This window comes from Myceligenerans indicum, assembly GCF_016742955.1.
Lineage (GTDB): Bacteria > Actinomycetota > Actinomycetes > Actinomycetales > Cellulomonadaceae > Myceligenerans > Myceligenerans indicum.
Genome location: NZ_JABBYC010000005.1, coordinates 39,968 through 59,314, shown reverse-complemented (window position 1 = coordinate 59,314; position 19,347 = coordinate 39,968). Strand labels below are relative to the sequence as shown.

Here is a 19,347-nt window from a genome sequence, read left to right as displayed (position 1 = left end):
ATGGGGAGATTGTCGCAGACCTGGCGACGGGCTCGTCAGCGAGGCCGCCGGTCGGCACCCACCTCGATCAGTCGCGGCATCCCAGGTGGCGCCACCCGGCTGACGGCCAGATAGCGCGCCTCGGCACGGTGGAGGCGGATGTGCTCGTCGAGCGACCAGTCGGGTCCGTTGGTCAGGACCATCCCGCAGGAGCAGTCGGTCTCCACGCGGCCGCCCGTGAGGTGCCGCAGTTCTCCCACGGTGACGTGGGAGGCGCGGGCATCGGCCTTGGCGCGATGCATCGCGGCGCTGACGGGTGCGGTGTCTTCCACCCGCACAGGTTACGCGGGTGGCGCTACAGCTCCTCCGGGTCGTCCCAGGAGACGCCGCTCGAGTCCCCCGTCATCGGGTGGAGCTCGCCGGCCGCGAGACGCTTCGGCGCCTTCGTCGCATCGCCACCACCCAACACCTCTCGCCGGGTAGGACGCCGCTTCGGCGGACGCGGCGCGATCCTGGCGTACGATGCCAAGGACTCGTCGCCCTGCTCCGCGTTCGACGCCGTCAGCTCACCCCAGTCGGTCTCGGTTCCCGCATCCGAACCGTTCGTCTGCGACTCCCCCGCCTCGGTCACCATGGTCCGATCCTCGCAGCCCGACTCGCCCGCTGCCCACCCTGCCGCGATCACCCACGGGCACGTCACGTCCTCGACACACTGTGTCCGCACTCTGACCAGCAACAACACGGCGACACGCCGTCCGGCGCCGCACCGGCGCGCGCACGAAACCTCCGCACGACACCTGGCGAACATGCTGGGCACGGCGACAGCAGGGTGTGATGATGCTGCACATGCAGACCTGGCCCGGCCGTCCGTACCCCCTGGGGGCCACCTTCGACGGCACCGGCACCAACTTCGCGCTCTACTCCGGCGTCGCCGAGCGCGTGCAGCTCTGCCTCGTGTGGGACGACGGCTCCGAGACCTGTGTCGACGTGACCGAGGTGGACGCCCACGTCTGGCACGTCTACCTGCCCGGCGTCGGCCCCGGGACGCGCTACGGCTACCGGGTGCACGGGCCGTACGATCCAGCCCGCGGCCACCGCTGCAACCCGGCCAAGCTCCTGCTGGACCCCTACGCCAAGGCGATGGACGGGATCCTGGACGGCGACGCCTCCCTGTTCTCCTACCCGCTCGACCGGCCCACCGAGGCCACGTCGCGCGGCGTATCGCCCACGACGTCGGACTCCGCCGGGCACACGATGGCCTCGGTGGTGGTCAACCCGTTCTTCGACTGGGGCCACGACCGGCCTCCGGCCACGGACTACCACGACAGCGTCATCTACGAGGCCCACGTGCGCGGCATGACGATGCGCCACCCGGACGTGCCGCCCGAGCTGCGCGGCACCTACGCGGCCCTGGCCCAGCCAGCCGTGCTCGACCACCTGGTGGGCCTGGGCGTGACCGCCGTCGAGCTCATGCCCGTGCACCAGTTCGTCACCGACCCGTCCCTGCGGGCGAAGGGCCTGACGAACTACTGGGGCTACAACACGATCGGGTACTTCGCCCCGCACAACGGGTACGCCGGCTACGGCACCCGCGGCCAGCAGGTCATGGAGTTCAAGGCCATGGTCAAGGCCCTGCACGAGGCCGGGATCGAGGTACTGCTCGACGTCGTCTACAACCACACGGCCGAGGGCAACCACCTCGGGCCGACCCTGGGGTTCCGCGGGATCGACAACGCCGCCTACTACCGGCTCGTGGACGACGACAAGGCGCACTACTTCGACACCACGGGCACCGGCAACTCGCTGCTCATGCACTCCTCGGCAGTGCTCCAGCTCATCATGGACTCACTGCGGTACTGGGTCGAGGAGATGCACGTGGACGGCTTCCGGTTCGACCTGGCGGCCACCCTCGCCCGGCAGTTCCACGAGGTGGACCGCCTGTCGGCGTTCTTCGACATCGTCCATCAGGACCCCGTGATCTCCCAGGTCAAGCTCATCGCCGAGCCCTGGGACCTGGGCACCGGCGGCTACCAGGTGGGCGGGTTCCCGCCCCTGTGGACCGAATGGAACGGGCGGTACCGCGACACCGTGCGCGATTTCTGGCGAGGAGAGCCGGCCACCCTCCCCGAACTCGCCTCCCGCCTGACCGGCAGCAGCGACCTGTACGAACACACCGGCCGCCGGCCGGTCGCCTCGATCAACTTCGTCACCGCCCACGACGGCTTCACGCTCGCCGACCTGGTCTCCTACAACGGCAAGCACAACGCGGCCAACGGCGAAGGAGGAAGCGACGGCGAGAGCCACAACCGCTCCTGGAACTGCGGCGCCGAAGGCCCCACGGACAGCCCCGACGTCAACCGCCTGCGCGCCCGCCAGCAGCGCAACATCCTGGTCACGCTGCTGCTGAGCCAGGGCGTGCCCATGCTGTCCCACGGCGACGAACTCGGCCGCACCCAGCAGGGGAACAACAACGCCTACTGCCAGGACAACGAGCTGACCTGGATGGACTGGGATTCCGTGGACACGGATCTCCTGGACTTCGCCCGGCGCACCGTCCGCCTGCGCCGCAAGCACCCGGTACTGCGCCGGCGCCGCTTCTTCGAGGGCACGAAGGCCGGGAAACTGGCGGACATCGAGTGGCTCGACCTGACCGGGGCCCGGATGGACGACGCCGACTGGCACACCTCCTACGCCCGCACCGTCACCGTCTTCCTCAACGGCGACGCGATCGCCGAGACCGACAGCCGTGGCGCCCCCATCGTCGACGACTCGTTCCTGCTGCTGCTCAACGCGCACTCCGAGCGACTGGACTTCACGCTGCCGCCCGCCGACTACGGGATGGCCTGGACGGTCGTGCTCGACACCGACGACAACGCTGCCCCCGGAACCACGCTCGACGCGGACGCCACCCTCCCCGTCACCGGACGCAGCGTGGTGATCCTGACCCGCCCCGCCGGACTGGGCACCGGGCTCACCGGCCGGCACCGGGCCGGAACGGCGCCGACTCGCCCTTCCGGCGCGGCCCACTAGGCTGGCGGCCGTGACCGGATCGAGCTCCGGCCCGTCCTTCGGGTCTCCTCCCCCACCCGGCACCGCCCCCGAGTCGTCCGTTCCCGGCCGTCGCCCCGTGGTGTGGGCACCACGCGCCCGCGTGGTGGAGGTCCTGCTGCCCTACGACCCGGACGAGGAACCCGAACACCTGCCCCTGCGCCTGGTGGGCGCCGACCATCCCGGCAGCTGGGGTGCCGACGTCGACCTCCCCCACGGCACCGAGTACGGGTTCTCCGTCGACGGCGGCCCCCTGCTGCCCGACCCCCGCTCCGTCTGGCTGACGGACGGGATCCACGGCCCCAGCAGGGTGTTCGACCCCGCCGTGTTCGAATGGACCGACGGCTCGTGGTCGCCACCCGACCTCACCTCGGGCACGCTGCTGCACGTCGACGTCGCCAGCTTCACACCCGGAGGGACGTTCGACGACGTCGTCCACCACCTGCCGGAGATCGCAGGCCTCGGCGTCGACGGCATCGAGATCGCACCCGTGGCCGCCTACGACCCCGCACAGGGCCCCGCCGGCGGAGTCCGGCTCCACTCCGTCGCGCTCGAACTCGGCGGCCCGGCCGGCCTGCAAAGACTGGTCGACGCCGCCCACGACGCCAAGCTCGCCGTCGTCCTCAACGTGCCCTACCGCTGGGCCGTCACCGACGAGCTGGGGCTCGGCGCCTTCGGACCCTATGCGGCAGAGCAGCTACCCACCCGTCCCCGCACCAGGGTCGACGACCAGATCGCCGCCACCCGGGCCGCCCAGGCCATGCGCCCGCGCACCGGCCAGATCCCCCTGGCCCGGCCCCGCACCGGGCCGATCAACCTGAGTGCCGCCCTCGGTGCCGCACGCCTGCGCCGGCCCGGCCGCGCGCAGGCCCGCATCGGCTCGGGCCCCACGATGCGCACGGACGCCGCACTCACCCGCATCAACCTCGACGGCAGCGGCAGCCTGGGCCCCCGCAGCTTCCTGATCGACAACGCACGCCACTGGTTCCACACGTTCCACCTCGACGGGATCGTGCTCGACACCCCCGCACTCGCCGACCGCGCACAGGTCCCGTTCGTCCAGGAACTCGCCGACTCCGTGGTCCACGAGGGCGAGCAGGCACGACGCCGATACGCCCTCTACCTCGACGGCCCCGGCCTCAGCGACAGGCTCACCAGCACCGTCGCCGGACTCCTCGTACAACCCGGGCGGCCCGAGCACATGGCCACGGTCCGGATGCTCGCCGAGACCCTCGCACCTTCCGTGCGCCGCGCCGCCCGCCAGGGACCACGCCACAACCGTCGCAGCATGCGCCGTGCCGGCGCCGCCGTCGTCGAGGACATCACCCGGATGCCCGGCGCAGGACTCGCCGTCCCCTGGGCGGACGAGGACAGCCCGGCCCGCGCCCTGCTCGACGTGAACGACGTCAACATCCGCGCCAGCCTCCTGGCCTTCGCCGCACTGGCCGGAACACCGCTCGTGCTCGACACGGAACACCTGCCCGTCGTCCCGCGCACGCCCGACGAGCTCCGCCTGGCCAAGTGGGCCCGCGCACTCCTGCGGCTACGGCGCGCCATCGTCACCGAGCTCGAACTCCCCCTCGACATCCGCTCCTCGACCGACTCGACCGTCGTGGCCGTCGTGCGGGGACGAGGAGCGCTCGTGCTGAACACGTCGGAGGCGCTCGCGGCGCTCCGCGTCTCCACGCTGCTGCGCCCGGCCGACGGCGTCATCGGGGCGCCGGCACCCGAGGACTTCCGCCTGCAGGCGGCCTGGGAGCCCGGGGCCACCCGGCTCGTGGGCGACACCCTCACGGTCCCGCCCCGCATGGTCGCGATCCTCCGCGCGGACTGACCTCGCCGCCGGACGCGTCGGTCCTGGAGCCGTCAGTTCAGCAGCCGTCAGTTCAGGAACCGTCGGTCCAGCAACCGTCGGTCCAGCAACCGTCAGTTCAGCAGCCGGCGGCCGGTCTCGGCGAGCGCACCCAGACGGGACAGGGCGCGGTAGTACTTCTTGCGGTAGCCGCCCGCCAGCATCTCCGGCGTGAACAGGCCGTGCTCCCCGGAACCGCCGAGCAGCACCGGGACGTCACGGTCGTAGAGCCGGTCGACCAGCACGACCAGCCGCAGCGCCTCGTCCTGTCTGGTGACGGGACGCACGCCGGTGAGCGCCACGAGACTGATGCCGTCGAGCAGCGCGCCGTACCGCGAGGGATGGACGGTGGCGAGGTGGGCGACCAGGTCGTCGAACGCGTCGACGGTGGCGCCCTCGCGCCCGTCCGCGCCCGCCACGGCCTCGGCGTCGGGCAGCGGCTCCGCGTCGGTGACGGTGTCGCGGTGCCGGTAGTCGTCGCCGTCGACCCGCAGCACCTCGAACCGGGCCGCGAGCGCCTGGATCTCACGCAGGAAGTCCTCGGCGGCGAAGCGGCCCTCGCCGAGCGCGTCGGGCAGCGTGTTGGAGGTGGCCGCGAGCGCCACGCCGCGGTCGGCCAGCTCGCGCAGGAGCCGTGACATCAGGGTGGTGTCGCCGGCGTCGTCGAGCTCGAACTCGTCGATGCACACGAGGCGGCGCTCGGCGAGCGCCTCGACGGTGGGGAGGAAGCCGAGCGCTCCGACGAGGTTGGTGTACTCGACGAACGTGCCGTAGACGACCGCGCCGTCGCCGAGCTCGGCGGTCACGGCGTGCGCGAGGGACGTCAGGAGGTGGGTCTTGCCGACGCCGAAGCCGCCGTCCAGGTAGACGGCGGGAACGGTGGGCTTCCTGCGGAGGAACGACAGCGGACCGCGTCGTGTGGCGCCTGCGACCTGTCCGGCGATCTCCTCGAGCCGCCCCAGGGCACGGGCCTGGCTGGGGTGGTCGGGGTTGGCGCGGTAGGTCGAGAACCTCGCCGTGGAGAAGTGGGGCGGGGGAACCATGTCGTCCACGAGCCGGTCCGCCGGGACCTCGGGCCGCACTCCCGTCAGGGAACGGGTGGTGGTGGGTGCTCCGTGGTCGGTGACTGTCACGCCGCCCCACGCTACCGTCGCCCAGGGTGCCTTCTGAGGAGCGGAGACCAAGGTCACACGGTGTGTCGCGGGCCGGGAGCCGGCCGTCGCGCCCGTCAGTGCACGTGGACGACGCCGGCGGTGCCGGGCTCGTCGAGGATCGTGACGAGGGTCTCAGCGACGCGGGCGGGGGGCACGGTCCGTTCGGGCGTGACGTTGCGGTCGTCGCCGGCCACGGCGTGGTCGATGACCAGCTCGTGGAAGCGCACCGGGCGCGGCACGGCGGGCTGCTTCTCCTCCAGGCGCAGCACCTGGATCAGCATCGCCAGTCCGGCGCCGGTGACGTTGATCGCTCCCGAGCCCGCCATGGGCTCGGCCCGCGCCGCGCCGTTGAGGGCGACGTAGGCGGGAGAGGCGCCTGCGGACTCACGCAGGAGCGGGGCGAGGGCGCGGACGGCGGCGAGGTGGGCGGTGAGGTGGCTGTCGAGCGTGTCGCGCCAGCCGTCCAGATCGGGCTGGTCGAGCAGCCGCGCGCCGAGGTGCCAGCCGCCGATGGACGCGACCGCTCCGCCGGGGAGCGGGAGGCCGTCGCGATCGCAGGCCGCACGCACCGCGTCACCCAGACCTGCCGCCTCCGGATAGGTCACGGGCAGCACCCGTCCGGGCCCGGGGCCGCCGTCGGACAGGTTCTCCGGGAGGGGCGACCGGGACGCTGCCAGGACGGTACGCCCGGCGCGGGTGAGGGCGGCGGTCAGCCGGCGCCCGACGTAGCCTCCCGCGCCGACCAGCACGACGGGCGGGGGGTCCGCCGTCGGGCCGCGCCCCGACGTCGCCCTGCTGCCCGCGGTCTCCGTGGTCTCCGTCATGGCCTCGCGCCACCGCCTTCCTCGTCCGCCCGGACCTGTCCCGGAACGGCGTCGACACCGGCCGGGTCCCGGATCTCCGTTCCGGGCCCGACGCTACCGGGCCCGACGCTACCGGTGCCGGTGGGGGCCGGCCGGTCCAGGGTGGGCCGGCCGGTCAGGGGATGGACACGACCTGGCACGCGCGACAGGCGCAACTAGGCTGGCTGCGACTCGACCGTCCGCACGCAAGGAGCGCACATTGTCAGCACGAGCACAGATCGGCGTCACCGGCCTGGCGGTCATGGGCCGCAACCTGGCCCGGAACTTCGCCCGGAACGGGTTCACGGTGGCGGTGCACAACCGCTCCTACGCGCGCACCGAGTCCCTGGTCGCGGAGCACGGCGACGAGGGTGACTTCGTACCGTCGGAGTCGGTGGCGGACTTCGTCGCGTCCCTGGAGCGGCCGCGCAAGGTGGTCGTCATGGTCAAGGCCGGTGCGCCCACCGACGCCGTGATCGACGAGCTGGTGCCCCTCCTGGAGGAGGGCGACATCGTCCTCGACGCCGGGAACGCGCACTTCCCCGACACGATCCGCCGCGAGAAGGCTCTGGCGGCCAAGGGCCTGCACTTCGTGGGCACGGGCGTGTCCGGTGGCGAGGAGGGCGCGCTGAACGGCCCCTCGATCATGCCCGGCGGCACCGCCGAGTCCTACGAGTCGCTGGGGCCGATCCTGGAGAAGATCTCCGCGCACGTGGACGGCGTTCCGTGCTGCACGCACGTCGGGCCCGACGGTGCCGGCCACTTCGTCAAGATGGTGCACAACGGCATCGAGTACGCCGACATGCAGCTCATCGCCGAGGCGTACGACCTCCTGCGCCACGGCCTGGGTGCCTCGGCGTCCGAGATCGGCGACATCTTCGCCGAGTGGAACACGGGCGACCTCGAGTCGTTCCTGGTCGAGATCACCGCCGACGTGCTGCGGCACCAGGACGCGGCCACGGGCCAGGCGTTCGTCGACATCGTGCTCGACCAGGCCGAGCAGAAGGGCACCGGCCGCTGGACCGTGCAGAACGGGCTCGATCTCGGCGTGCCGATCACCGGGATCGCCGAGGCCACGTTCGCCCGCTCCTTGTCCGGGTCCGTCCCGCAGCGCGAGGCCGCGGCCGCCCTGCCCGCGCACACGGCCGGCTGGGAGGTGAAGGACCGCGAGGCCTTCGTCGAGGACGTGCGCCAGGCGCTGTACGCGTCCAAGGTCGTGGCCTACTCCCAGGGCTTCGACCAGATCGCGGCCGCGTCGGCCGAGTACGGCTGGGACGTGGACCGCGGTGCGATGGCGCGGATCTGGCGGGGCGGCTGCATCATCCGCGCCCGGTTCCTGGACCGCATCACCGAGGCGTACGAGCGGGACGCGAACCTGCCGCTGCTGATCGCCGACGAGTACTTCGCCGACGCCGTGAGCGCCGGCCTGGCTTCCTGGCGCCGCATCGTGGCCGGTGCCGCGCAGGCGGGCATCCCCACCCCGGCTTTCTCCTCGTCCCTGGCCTACTACGATGCGGTGCGCGCACCGCGTCTTCCCGCAGCTCTCGTGCAGGCGCAGCGGGACTTCTTCGGTGCGCACACGTACCGTCGCACGGACCGCGACGGCACGTTCCACACCGACTGGTCAGGTGACCGCACGGAGGCTGAGGCGTGAGGGGATTCCCCAAGGATCTGAGCGAGGGAGGCGCCGACGGACCGTCGTCGGCTCTCTCGATCAGTGGCGAGAACACGATCGCGGTGGGGGTCGGCGGCGACGTCGGCACCTATGCCCTGATCCGCGCGTTCCACGAGCAGTACGGGATCAAGGGCGTGGTGCTGTCATCGGTCGCGACCCGGCCGATGCAGGACTCGGCGATCGTGGACAACGTCGTGGTTCCGAACCTGGACGACACGGAGACGTTCCTGTCGTCCCTCGAAGGGATCGCGCGGCAGCACGCGGGCAAGCGCCCGGTGCTTCTGACCAACGCGGACTGGTTCGTCCGCGAGGTCATCGTGCACCGCGAGCGCCTGGAGGCCGCCGGGTTCGTGACGCCGTACCCGAGCCTGGAGGTGCTGGAGCAGGTCTCCAGCAAGGAAGGGTTCGCGGAGGTGTGCGACCGGCTGGGCGTCCCGACGCCGCGTACCGTCGTGGCCGACATCCCGAAGCTCGTCGCCGACGGCGGGCGTGCCGCCGTCGCCGGCCTGGAGCTGGACCTCCAGTTCCCGCTCATCGGCAAGCCGTCCAACAGCGCGGACTGGCACTACGTGTCCTTTCCGGGCAAGGCGAAGATCCACCACCTGAACAACCGCGCGGAGCTGGACGAGGTGCTGGGCCACCTGGTCGACGCCGGCTATCCGAGTGCGTTCCTCGTGCAGGAGTTCATCCCGGGCGACGAGACGCAGATGCGCTCGCTGACCGCCTACCGCGACTCGTCGGGCACGGTGACGCTGCTGGCCACGGGCCGCGTGCTGCTGGAGGAACACACGCCGGGCACGCTCGGCATCCCGGCCGCGATCCTCGTGGAGCCGTACGACGACGCCATGGAGGCCGCCACCCGGTTCCTCGACGCGACCGGCTACGTGGGCTTCGCGAACTTCGACTACAAGCTCGACCCGCGCACGGGCAGGCACGTGTACTTCGAGGTGAACCCGCGCATCGGGCGGAACAACTTCTACGTGACCGCCGGCGGGGCGAACGTGGCGCGAGTGCTGGTCGAGGACCAGGTGCTCGGCCGGCCGATCCAGCCGCTGCGGGCCACGAGCGAGGTGCTGTACACCGTGGTGCCGTTCGGGCTGCTGCTGAAGTATGTGCTCGACCCGGAGCTCAAGACGCGCCTGAAGCGCCTGAGGTCCGAGGGCAAGGTGGTCAACCCGCTCAAGTACGACCGGGACACCGGCATGAAGCGGCGCCTGATCGTCGAGGCGATCACGCAGAACTACCGGCGCAAGTACGCCCAGTACTACCCGGAGCCGACCAGCACGGGATACTGAGCGGCGACACGACGACCGGGCCCGACGTGGACCTGCCGGGCGGGATCTCTCCCGCACGGTGGACCTGCGTCGGGCCCGGTCGCTCTGCGCGCGCTTCGCTCCTCCTGGGCGGCTCGGCGACCCGGCCGGGGAAGAGGAATCGTGGAGACTGCGCACACCGGTCATAACGATTTGGTGTCGCATCGTGGGCTTTTGCCGTGCGGGAGCAACAAATGCCGTGAAGAACCTGTGCAAGCCGTCAGACTGTGTCACGTACGGGCGGTGTCAGTATCCGCCCCTTACTCATAGAGAGGCCTCAAATGTCCTTCATGGAGTCGATCCGGACCGTGCTGTCCAAGTATGCGGACTTCAACGGGCGGGCACGCCGGTCGGAGTACTGGTGGTACACCCTGGCGTACACGATCGTCGTGCTCCTGATCGAGGCGATCTTCATCTTCCCCGCCATCGGGCAGATGTCGACAGCCGCTGCGGAGAACCCCGGGGCGGCGCAGATGCCGGCGATGGGTGTCGTCGGCTACGTGATCCTCGGGATCCTCAGCCTCGCCCTTCTGCTGCCCTCGCTCGCTGTCACGGTGCGCCGCCTGCACGACAGCGACAAGTCCGGGTTCTTCATCCTGCTGGGCCTCATCCCGTTCGTCGGCGGGATCATCGTGCTCGTCATGGTGATCCTCCCCGGCACCGTGGGCCCCAACCGTTTCGGCCCGGACCCGAAGGCCGCCGAGCTCCCGGCCCAGGCCTGACACTCCTCGCCGGAGCCGGCCGCGGTCGGCCCGGCTCACGGCCCGGCCCGCGGCGGGCAGTCCGCCGCGGACAGCCACGAGAACGCCGTCGTGCATGGTGGGAACCCTCCCACCATGCACGACGGCGTTCTCGGTCCCCGGCAAGGAACGTCTGCCATGAGTGCGGTGCGGGCATTGTCGCGCCGGCCCGGCTGCCGATCGGTCACGATCTGGGGCATCGAGGCGAGTCCATATCCGCGTGGCTGCCCCGCCCCGGCCCCGGCGGCGCGTACCGTGCAGGGGTGAGCAACGACGTGCCGGCCGAGTTCGCGGACGCCCTCGCCGATCTGCGTGGCCGGGGCGCGCGGCCCGGGGTGCACGTCGAGGAGATCGCGGCACCCGTCCGCGTGGCCCCGTACAGCGTCGCGCTGTCGGGCGAGGTGACCGCGGACGCCGCCGGGGACGACGACGCCCCGGTCGCCACCGGCCGGTTCGTCGTCCTGCACGACCCGGCGGGACAGGAGTCCTGGCAGGGCACGTTCCGGATCGTCACGCTGGTGCGCGCCACCCTGGAACCCGAGATGGCCACCGATCCCCTGCTGGCCGACGTCGCCTGGTCCTGGATCCCCGAGTGCCTGGACCTCGCGGGCCTGCGGCCCGGCACGGACGCGCTCGCCGAAGGCGGAACGGTGACGCGCGTGCTGTCGAAGAGCTTCGGCGCCCTGGCGGACACGCCCGACGCCGTGGACCTCGAGCTCCGGGCCTCGTGGACACCCGTCGACACGCGACTCGGCGCCCATCTGCAGGCCTGGACGGCGCTGCTGTCCACCGCGGCGGGTGTCCCTCCCCTGCCGATCGGAGTCACTGCGCTCACCAGGCGTTTTACCGACCGCCCCCAACGCCCGCATACGGTGGGGCCATGAACGAACCCCCTGCGCGCAGCGCCGACGACGGCGCGGCGGTCACACCGCTGACTGAGCCGTCCGGGGGCCTGCCTCCCGTCACGACCCGGCCGGAAGAGCTCGAGAAGGTCATGGACGCCTTCGCCCGCGGCACCGGACCGGTCGCCGCCGATGCCGAACGCGCCTCCGGATACCGCTACGGCCAGGCCACCTACCTCGTACAGCTCAAGCGGGCAGGAGCCGGGATCGCCCTGATCGACCCCGTCGCCCTGCCGGACCTCTCGCCCCTGGGGGACGCGATCGGCGACGCCGAATACGTGCTGCACGCGGCGTCCCAGGACCTGCCCGGCCTCGGCGAGCACGGCCTGCGGCCGGCGCGCGTGTTCGACACGGAACTCGCGGCACGTCTGCTGGGCCTCGAACGTGTGGGCCTGGCCGCGGTGGTCGCCGAGACCCTGGGACTGGGCCTGGCCAAGGAACACTCCGCGGTGGACTGGTCCACCCGCCCGCTGCCCGAGGACTGGCTGCGCTATGCCGCACTCGACGTGGAGGTCCTGGTGGAGGTCCGCGACGACCTCGCCGAACGCCTTGAGGCCGCGGGCAAGGCCGAGTGGGCCGCCCAGGAGTTCGAGGCGGTCCGCACCGCGCCGCCGCCTCCCCCGCGAGTCGACCCCTGGCGCCGCACCTCGGGCATGCACGTGCTGCGCAAGCCCCGCCAGGTCGCCGTGGTCCGCGCCCTGTGGGAGGCGCGTGACGCGACCGCCCGCGCCCGTGACATCTCGCCGGGCCGCGTCCTGCCGGACCGTGCGATCGTCGCGGCGGCACGCGCCATGCCGCGCACGGCGGGGCAGCTCGTGGCCCTGCCGGAGTTCACGGGCAAGGGCGCCAGGCGCCGGGCCGGATACTGGCAGCGCGCCATCGACGCCGCGAGCGCGCTTCCCGAGAGTCAGCTCCCGACCGTGCGCGGGCCCCGCACCGAAGGCCCTCCCGCACCGCGGCTGTGGGGTGACCGCGACCCGCTCGCCGCCCGCCGGCTGAAGGGCGCGCGCGAGCTCGTCGCCGGTTTCTCCGAGCGCCTGTCGGTGCCGGTCGAGAACCTGCTGCAGCCGGACGCGCTGCGCAGGCTCTGCTGGAAGCCGCCCGAGCCGGCCGGCGCCGACGCCGTCGCCGAGTTCCTGCGGAGCCGCCGGGCACGGGAGTGGCAGATCGGCCTGCTCGCGACGCCACTGGCCGAAACCCTCGCCGAGATCCACTGACCGCTCGCGCCGCCCCCGGCCTGCGTTTCACTCTTCGTCGATGTCCGTCCCTATCGATAGAGTCTGACCATGCCAGCCTCTGCCACACCCTCCCCTGCCACGTCGGCCGCCGCTTCCGTCTCCGTCGAGGTCGTCACCGAACGATCCGCCTGGGATCACGAGGTGAACGGGCTGGGGGGCCACCCGCTGCAGCTGTGGGGCTGGGGCGAGCTCAAGTCCGCGGGAGCCTGGACCGCGCACCGCCTGCGGATCACCTCGGGCGGCCGCACGGCCGGCCTGGCCCAGGTGCTGGAGCGGCCCCTGCCCGCGCAGTTCAAGGCGCTCGCCTACGTGCCGCGCGGGCCCGTGGTGGCGCATCTGGACGGGGCCAACACGATGCGCGCCGTCTTCGGCGTGGGCGACTCCGCCACCCGCGACCTCGTCACCAACGCCATGACCGACTGGGCGCGGGAGAACATCGGCGGCGTGGGCATCACCATCGAGCCGGACTGGCCGGTCGGCACCCAGACGAGCCTGCCGAACCGCCGCTACGCGCCGAACCCGGTGCTGTACCCGTCCACACTGATCCTCGACCTGCGCAAGAGCGAGGACGAGCTGATGGCAGCCATGTCGAAGAAGACGCGGCAGTACATCCGCAAGTCACAGCGCGAGGACCTGGAGTTCCGCGAGGTCACCTCGGCCAGGGAGATCGACGCGTGCCTCGCCATCTATCACGCCACGGCCGAGCGTGCCGGGTTCGGGCTGCACTCGGACAGCTACTACCACCTGGTCAAGACCGCGCTCGGCAGCGCCTCGCCGATCTTCGCCGCATTCGCCCGCTCGTCCGACGGCGGCCCGTACGACCGCCCGGTGTCGTTCGTGTGGTTCGCGGCCTCGAACACGACGTCGTTCGAGCTGTACGGCGGCATGAACGACGACGGCATGAACCTGCGGGCCAACTACGGCCTCAAGTGGCACGCGATCTGCGCCATGAAGGAGCGCGGCGTGATCCGCTACGACGTCAACGGACTTCTGAACGACGGCATCTCGAACTTCAAGCGAGGGTTCGCCAAGCACGAGGACGAGCTCGTGGGAAGTATCGACGTGCCGTTCTCGCGCTGGTACAGCACGTGGAACAACGCGCTGCCGACGGCCAAGAAGGTGGTCCGCAAGCTCCGCGGCGGACACTGAGCCTTCGTCTCAGCTCCTGGTGATACCTAGTCTCGGCAGGGCTAGGTTTTTTACCGATACTCGGGGTAGCGTGTATCGCGAGCACCGAGCGGCGTCGCTGAGGGACGCCGCCGTCCGACCAAGGAGCTGCCCATGACGGCTACATCCGCGCCCACGCGACGGACCGTACGCGACGTCGTCTTCGTCGACGGCGTCCGCACCCCGTTCGGCAAGGCGAAGCCCGACGGCCTGTTCGCAGAGACCCGCGCCGACGATCTCGTCGTCAAGCTGGTTCGCGAGCTGCTGCGCCGCCACCCCGAGCTGCCCGCCGAGCGCATCGGCGAGGTCGCGATCGCAGCGACGACCCAGGAGGGCGACCAGGGCCTGACCCTCGGCCGCACCGTCGGCGTCCTGGCCGGCCTGCCCAACACCGTTCCCGGCTACGCCATCGACCGCATGTGCGCGGGCGCCATGACGGCCGTGACCACCACCGCCGGCTCCATCGCCATGGGTGCCGCCGACATCACCGTGGCGGGCGGCGTCGAGCACATGGGCCGTCACCCGATGGGTTTCAGCGCCGACGTGAACCCGCGCTTCGTCGCCGAGAAGCTCGTCGACCCGCAGGCCCTCAACATGGGCGTCACGGCCGAGAACCTGCACGACACGTTCCCGCACCTCACCAAGGAGCGCGCGGACGCCTTCGCGGTCAACTCCCAGGCCAAGTACGCCAAGGCGCTGGCCAACGGCAACATCGACCCGGACCTCGTGCCCGTCGCCGCCCGCTCCGCCGAGTTGGGCTGGGGCCTGGCCACCGCCGACGAGCTCCCGCGGCCCGAGACCAACATGGAAGGCATCGCCGACCTGAAGACGCCGTTCCGCCCCGGCGGCCGCGTCACCCCGGCCACGTCCTCCCCGCTGACCGACGGCGCCACCGCCTCCGTCCTCGCCGCCGGCGACACCGCCGCCGAGCTCGGCCTGCCCGTCCGGATGCGCCTGGTGTCCTACGCCTTCGCCGGCGTGGCCCCGGAGATCATGGGCTACGGCCCCGTCCCCGCCACGGACAAGGCGCTCGCGAGCGCGGGCCTTGCCATCGACGACATCGGGCTGATCGAGATCAACGAGGCATTCGCGGTGCAGGTGCTCTCGTTCCTGGACCACTACGGCATCGCCGACGACGACCCGCGCGTCAACCCCTACGGCGGCGCGATCGCGATGGGCCACCCGCTCGCGTCGTCGGGCGTGCGCCTCATGACCCAGCTCGCCCGCCAGTTCGAGCAGCACCCCGAGGTCCGCTACGGCATCACCACGATGTGCGTCGGCCTGGGCCAGGGTGGCACCGTCATCTGGGAGAACCCGCACCACGCCGACTACTCCGGCCACACCACCGAGGAGAGCGCCAAGTGACCGCAACCGAGAACGCACCCACCGAGCGCGTCACCCACGCCCTCGTCCGCGACGTCACCCTTCCCGGCGGCGCCGGCACGCTCGCCCTCGTCACGCTGGACAACGGCTTCGACCACACCAAGCCCAACACGCTCGGCCCGCAGGGCATGGCCGAGCTGACCGCGGCCCTGGAAGGGCTGCGCGAGCGTGCCGCCGCCGGTGAGATCGCCGCGGTCGCCGTCACCGGCAAGCCGTACTTCCTCGCCGCCGGCGCCGATCTCAAGGGCGCGCAGGCCATCACCGACCGCGACGACGCGCTCGAACTCGGCCGCGCCGGTCACCGGGCCTACGCGATCCTCGGGGACCTGCGCGAGCAGCACGGCGTCCCCACGTTCGCCTTCGTGAACGGCCTGGCCCTGGGCGGCGGCCTGGAGGTCGCGCTGAACTGCGACTACCGCACGGTCTCGTCCGACGCCGCCGGCCTGGGCCTGCCCGAGACCTCCATCGGCCTCGTCCCGGGCTGGGGCGGCGCCTACATCGTGCCGCGCCTGGTCGGCATCGAGAAGGCCATCGACGTCATCTTCACGCGCCCGGCGTCGCAGAAGCCGTACAAGCCGGCCGAAGCCCTGCAGCTCGGTCTGGTGGACGCGCAGTTCGACGCCGCGGACTTCCTCGAGCAGTCGATCCTCTGGGCCGCGAAGGTGCTCCGGGGAGAGGTCGAGGTCGCCCGGCGAGAGCTGGACCCGCAGCCCGTGTGGGACGCCGTCGTCTCCGGCGTACGAGCGCACCTGGAAGCAACGATCGGCGACTCGCGCCCGGCCCCGTACCGCGCGCTGGACCTCGTGGCCGGCGCGCGCAACGCCACGCGGACCGAGGCGTTCCAGGCCGAGGACGAGGCACTGGCCGACCTCATCATGTCCGACGAGATGCGCGCGAGCGTCTACGCGTTCAACCTCGTCTCCGGCGGCAAGAAGCCCCACGGCGCGCCCGACCCGAAGCTCGCCCGCCCGGTCACCCGCGTCGGCATCGTCGGCGCCGGCCTCATGGCCGCCCAGATCGCGTTCCTGTTCGCCCAGCGGCTGCAGGTCCCGGTGGTCATGCGCGACCTCGACCAGGAGCGCGTCGACAAGGGCCTGGACTTCGTGCGCGGCACGGCGGAGAAGCTCGTGGCACGCGGCAAGCTCGCCGAGAGCGCCGCGCGGCGCATCGTCGCGTCCGTGTCCGGCACCACCGACATCCAGGAGTTCGCCTCCTGCGACTTCGTCATCGAGGCCGTCACCGAGGTGATGGGCCTGAAGAAGAAGGTGTTCGCGGAGCTCGAGGGCATCATCTCCCCCGAGGCGGTCCTCGCGACCAACACCTCGGCGCTGTCCGTCACGGAGATGTCGGCCGATCTGGCCCACCCCGAGCGCGTGGTGGGCATCCACTTCTTCAACCCGGTCGCCCAGATGCCTCTGGTCGAGGTGATCCACGCCGACAAGACGTCCGACGAGGCACTCGCCACCGCGTTCGGCATCACGAAGAAGCTGCGCAAGACCGCCGTCCTGGCGGGCGACCGCCCCGGCTTCGTCGTCAACCGCCTCCTCATCCTCGTGATGGGCAAGGTGCTCGAGGCGATCGAGAACGGCACGCCCGTGGAGGTCGCCGACCGCGCGCTCGCACCGCTCGGCTTCCCGATGCCGACCTTCGAGCTCACCGACCTCGTCGGCCCCGCCGTGGCGGACCACGTGCTCACGTCCCTGCGTGAGGACCTCGGGGACCGCATCCCGACGTCGCCCGGCCTGAAGAAGATCGTGGCCGACGGGACCCGGCTCGTGCTCGACGCCCCCTCCAAGGGCCTGCCCAAGCCCGTCGACCCGGCGGTGCAGGCCGCGTTCGGGGACGCACTCGAGGCGGGAACGACCGGCCGGAACGGCACCCCGGTGCTCGACGGCCCGGGCGTGCTCGACGCCGTCCTGACCGCGACCGCCACGGAGATCGGCCTCATGCTCGACGAGAAGGTCGTGGCCGGTCCGCAGCAGATCGATCTGTGCATGATTCTCGGCGCCGGCTGGGGCTTCCACACGGGCGGCATCACGCCGTACCTGGACCGCACGGGCTACAGCGAGAAGGTCCTGGGCAAGCGGTTCCTGCCCGACGGCGTGGCGAACGTCCCCGCCTGACCACCGGCTCCGCGTCGGGTCAGGGCCGCCGCGGCCACGTGCTCGCGGCGCCCCGCGAGCACGCCCGTGAACCATCCGGTTCGCGGGCGTGCTCGCACACCGCACAGCGCCGGATTTTTCATATTTTGGATCCCGCGCCGGGTATCGTCCGGACCATGGTGATCGCGACCCGCCGGCATCGCCCGCAGTTCGTCGTCTGCGGGGACGGCCCGCTCGCGTTCCGCGTCTCGTACGCGCTCAGCACCCGCTACCAGGGCGACGTCACCGTGATCCTGCCCTCCGCGGACTCGAGGCACGGCGCCCGTACCGCCGCCCTCGACCACGTACGGATCGTGGAGGCGGCCCGGCCCGACGACGCCGCCCTGCGGCGTGCACGGATCGACGACGCCGACGCCGTCGCCCTCCTCGACCAGGACGACGCCGGCAACATCGAGACCGCACTCCTGGTCAACGAACTGAAGCCAGGGGTGCGGCTCGTGGTCCGGTTCTTCGACGACGAGCTCGGCGTCGGTATCGCGGATCACCTGCCCAACTGCGATGTGCTGTCCGCCTCGAAGATCGCGGCCCCACCGCTCGTCGCGCTGGCACTGGGTGAGGCCCGGCACCTGGAGGTGCCCGGGATCGACCTCCTGGTCGGCAAGCCCCACCAGCTGCACGGCCCGCCCTGGTTCACGCTCGCGGCGCTCGACGGCGCACGGGGCGCCGAGGACACGGTGATGCTGCCGCCCGACGACGACCCGGAGCTCGACCGGCGCATCGCAGTCAGCGTCGCCTCTCCCGCCCCCGAGCCCGGGCCGGGCCCACGCCGGCCGAACGGTCGCCTCTGGTACTTCGTCCGCCAGAACCTGAACCGGTACGTCTGGTACGCCCTGGCCGTCCTGGCACTCGTCATCGCGGCCGGGACGACGCTCGTGTCGCTCACCGAGCCGACTCCCTGGACGACCGCTCTCTACCGGATCGTCCTCGAGACGCTCGCCGGCGCCGACCCGGACGAGGGTTCCCGGTCCGTCACCCGCGCGGTGCAGGTGGTCGTCACGCTCATCAGCGTCGCCGTGATCCCCCTGCTCACCGCCGCGCTCGTGGACGCCGTCGTGCGCGCACGGCTCGCCGCGGCCACGTCCGGCCCGGGATCCCCCATGTCCGGCCACGTCGTCGTCGTGGGCCTGGGCGACGTCGGGACGCGCGTCCTGGCGACCCTCCTGGAGCGGGGCATCCCGGTGGTCGCGGTCAACCTGCACGACGACGGCGCCCGCGGCATCCCCTTCGCCCGGGAGCACGGTGTCCCGGTGGTGATCGGCGACGGCCGGCGGGCCGAGGTGCTCAAGGCCGCACAGATCGGCACGGCACGCGCCGTGATGGCGATGACGAGCGACGACGTCGCGAACATCGGCATCAGCATCGCCGCGGACTCGGTCGACCGCGCCCCGGGGAACGCCAGGCTGCGCCGTGTGCTGCGCCTCTTCGACGAGGACTTCGCCCGGCGCGTGCGCGGACTCATCCCCGGCTCGGCGCCGCGCAGCGCGTCCGCGCTCGCCTCCCCCGCCTTCGCGGCCTCCGTGATGGGGCCGGACGTGCTCGACACCGTGCCGTTCCGGGAACGGGTCCTGCTGGTCGCCGAGGTACCGATGCACGCACGCTGCGAGCTCGAGCACCGGCAGGCACGAGAGGTAGACATTCCGGGCGAGGTGCGGCTGCTCGCGGTCCGCCGCCCTCAGAGGGGGTTCGAGACCGACGTGTTCCGGCCCGCCGCGACGAACCCCCTCCAGCACAACCACCACCTCATCGTCATCGCCACGCGCACGGGCCTGGAACGCCTGCGCGCGCGGACGGCCGGGCCGGAGGCGCGCGTCCCGGACACGCAATGACGTGATTCACGACGGGGCCTCGGCGATCCCACGGGGGCGCGCCGACGAAACGCTCCGCCCGGCACC

The 19,347-nt window shown here is 71.9% G+C and carries 15 protein-coding genes; 11 read left to right on the top strand and 4 right to left on the bottom strand.

The features are described from left to right. Window positions 1-35: 35 nt before the first annotated feature. Both HGK34_RS05215 and HGK34_RS05210 read right to left on the bottom strand, forming a co-directional pair. The gene (locus HGK34_RS05215) at window positions 36-311 is read right to left on the bottom strand and encodes a hypothetical protein (RefSeq protein WP_201845518.1); all 276 of its coding nucleotides are present in this window, start codon (window positions 309-311) and stop codon (window positions 36-38) included. Between the two features lie 23 nt (window positions 312-334). Continuing rightward, the gene (locus HGK34_RS05210; protein WP_201845517.1) at window positions 335-613 is read right to left on the bottom strand and encodes a hypothetical protein; all 279 of its coding nucleotides are present in this window, start codon (window positions 611-613) and stop codon (window positions 335-337) included. A gap of 212 nt (window positions 614-825) precedes the next feature. On the opposite strand from HGK34_RS05210, the gene glgX reads away from it, so the two are divergent. Together glgX and HGK34_RS05200 are read left to right on the top strand one after the other, a co-directional pair. Beyond that, complete coding sequence (gene glgX, locus HGK34_RS05205) at window positions 826-3,009, top strand: glycogen debranching protein GlgX (RefSeq protein ID WP_201845516.1); 2,184 nt, start codon at window positions 826-828, stop codon at window positions 3,007-3,009. Window positions 3,010-3,019: 10 nt separating this feature from the next. Then, entirely contained in the window at window positions 3,020-4,861 is a 1,842-nt protein-coding gene (locus tag HGK34_RS05200) for an alpha-amylase family protein (protein ID WP_201845515.1), read from the top strand. A 92-nt stretch (window positions 4,862-4,953) separates the two neighbouring features. Here HGK34_RS05200 and zapE read toward each other — a convergent pair whose 3' ends face one another. Together zapE and HGK34_RS05190 are read right to left on the bottom strand one after the other, a co-directional pair. Beyond that, a complete protein-coding gene (gene zapE, locus HGK34_RS05195; RefSeq protein WP_307815780.1) occupies window positions 4,954-6,012 on the bottom strand; it encodes a cell division protein ZapE in 1,059 nt (352 codons plus the stop codon). A 95-nt stretch (window positions 6,013-6,107) separates the two neighbouring features. Next, window positions 6,108-6,857 (bottom strand): SDR family oxidoreductase, encoded by a 750-nt coding sequence (locus HGK34_RS05190; RefSeq protein WP_201845514.1) that lies wholly within the window; start codon window positions 6,855-6,857, stop codon window positions 6,108-6,110. A 238-nt stretch (window positions 6,858-7,095) separates the two neighbouring features. Here HGK34_RS05190 and gnd point away from each other — a divergent pair, with 238 nt between their 5' ends. The 9 genes from gnd (at window position 7,096) to HGK34_RS05145 (ending at window position 19,281) form a co-directional block, all read left to right on the top strand. Beyond that, window positions 7,096-8,529 (top strand): NADP-dependent phosphogluconate dehydrogenase, encoded by a 1,434-nt coding sequence (gnd, locus tag HGK34_RS05185; RefSeq protein WP_201845513.1) that lies wholly within the window; start codon window positions 7,096-7,098, stop codon window positions 8,527-8,529. Further along, the gene (locus tag HGK34_RS05180; RefSeq protein WP_307815779.1) at window positions 8,526-9,845 is read left to right on the top strand and encodes a carboxylate--amine ligase; all 1,320 of its coding nucleotides are present in this window, start codon (window positions 8,526-8,528) and stop codon (window positions 9,843-9,845) included. The genes gnd and HGK34_RS05180 overlap by 4 nt, the downstream gene beginning before the upstream one ends. Before the next feature lie 308 nt (window positions 9,846-10,153). Next, window positions 10,154-10,585: a DUF805 domain-containing protein gene (locus HGK34_RS05175; RefSeq protein ID WP_244666432.1), complete on the top strand. Its 432-nt coding sequence runs from the start codon at window positions 10,154-10,156 to the stop codon at window positions 10,583-10,585. A gap of 281 nt (window positions 10,586-10,866) precedes the next feature. After that, window positions 10,867-11,487, top strand: a complete 621-nt coding sequence (locus HGK34_RS05170) for a DUF3000 domain-containing protein (RefSeq protein WP_201845511.1) — start codon at window positions 10,867-10,869, stop codon at window positions 11,485-11,487. Further along, complete coding sequence (locus HGK34_RS05165; RefSeq protein WP_201845510.1) at window positions 11,484-12,722, top strand: HRDC domain-containing protein; 1,239 nt, start codon at window positions 11,484-11,486, stop codon at window positions 12,720-12,722. The genes HGK34_RS05170 and HGK34_RS05165 overlap by 4 nt, the downstream gene beginning before the upstream one ends. A 69-nt stretch (window positions 12,723-12,791) precedes the next feature. Further along, window positions 12,792-13,892: a lipid II:glycine glycyltransferase FemX gene (locus tag HGK34_RS05160; RefSeq protein ID WP_201845509.1), complete on the top strand. Its 1,101-nt coding sequence runs from the start codon at window positions 12,792-12,794 to the stop codon at window positions 13,890-13,892. A 132-nt stretch (window positions 13,893-14,024) separates the two neighbouring features. Further along, the gene (locus HGK34_RS05155) at window positions 14,025-15,275 is read left to right on the top strand and encodes a thiolase family protein (protein ID WP_201845508.1); all 1,251 of its coding nucleotides are present in this window, start codon (window positions 14,025-14,027) and stop codon (window positions 15,273-15,275) included. Continuing rightward, window positions 15,272-17,416 carry a 3-hydroxyacyl-CoA dehydrogenase NAD-binding domain-containing protein gene (locus tag HGK34_RS05150; RefSeq protein ID WP_201845507.1) on the top strand — a complete coding sequence of 715 codons (2,145 nt, stop codon included), beginning with the start codon at window positions 15,272-15,274 and terminating at the stop codon, window positions 17,414-17,416. Before HGK34_RS05155 ends, HGK34_RS05150 begins: the two co-directional genes overlap by 4 nt. Before the next feature lie 155 nt (window positions 17,417-17,571). Next, the gene (locus HGK34_RS05145; RefSeq protein ID WP_201845506.1) at window positions 17,572-19,281 is read left to right on the top strand and encodes an NAD-binding protein; all 1,710 of its coding nucleotides are present in this window, start codon (window positions 17,572-17,574) and stop codon (window positions 19,279-19,281) included. Window positions 19,282-19,347: the final 66 nt, after the last annotated feature.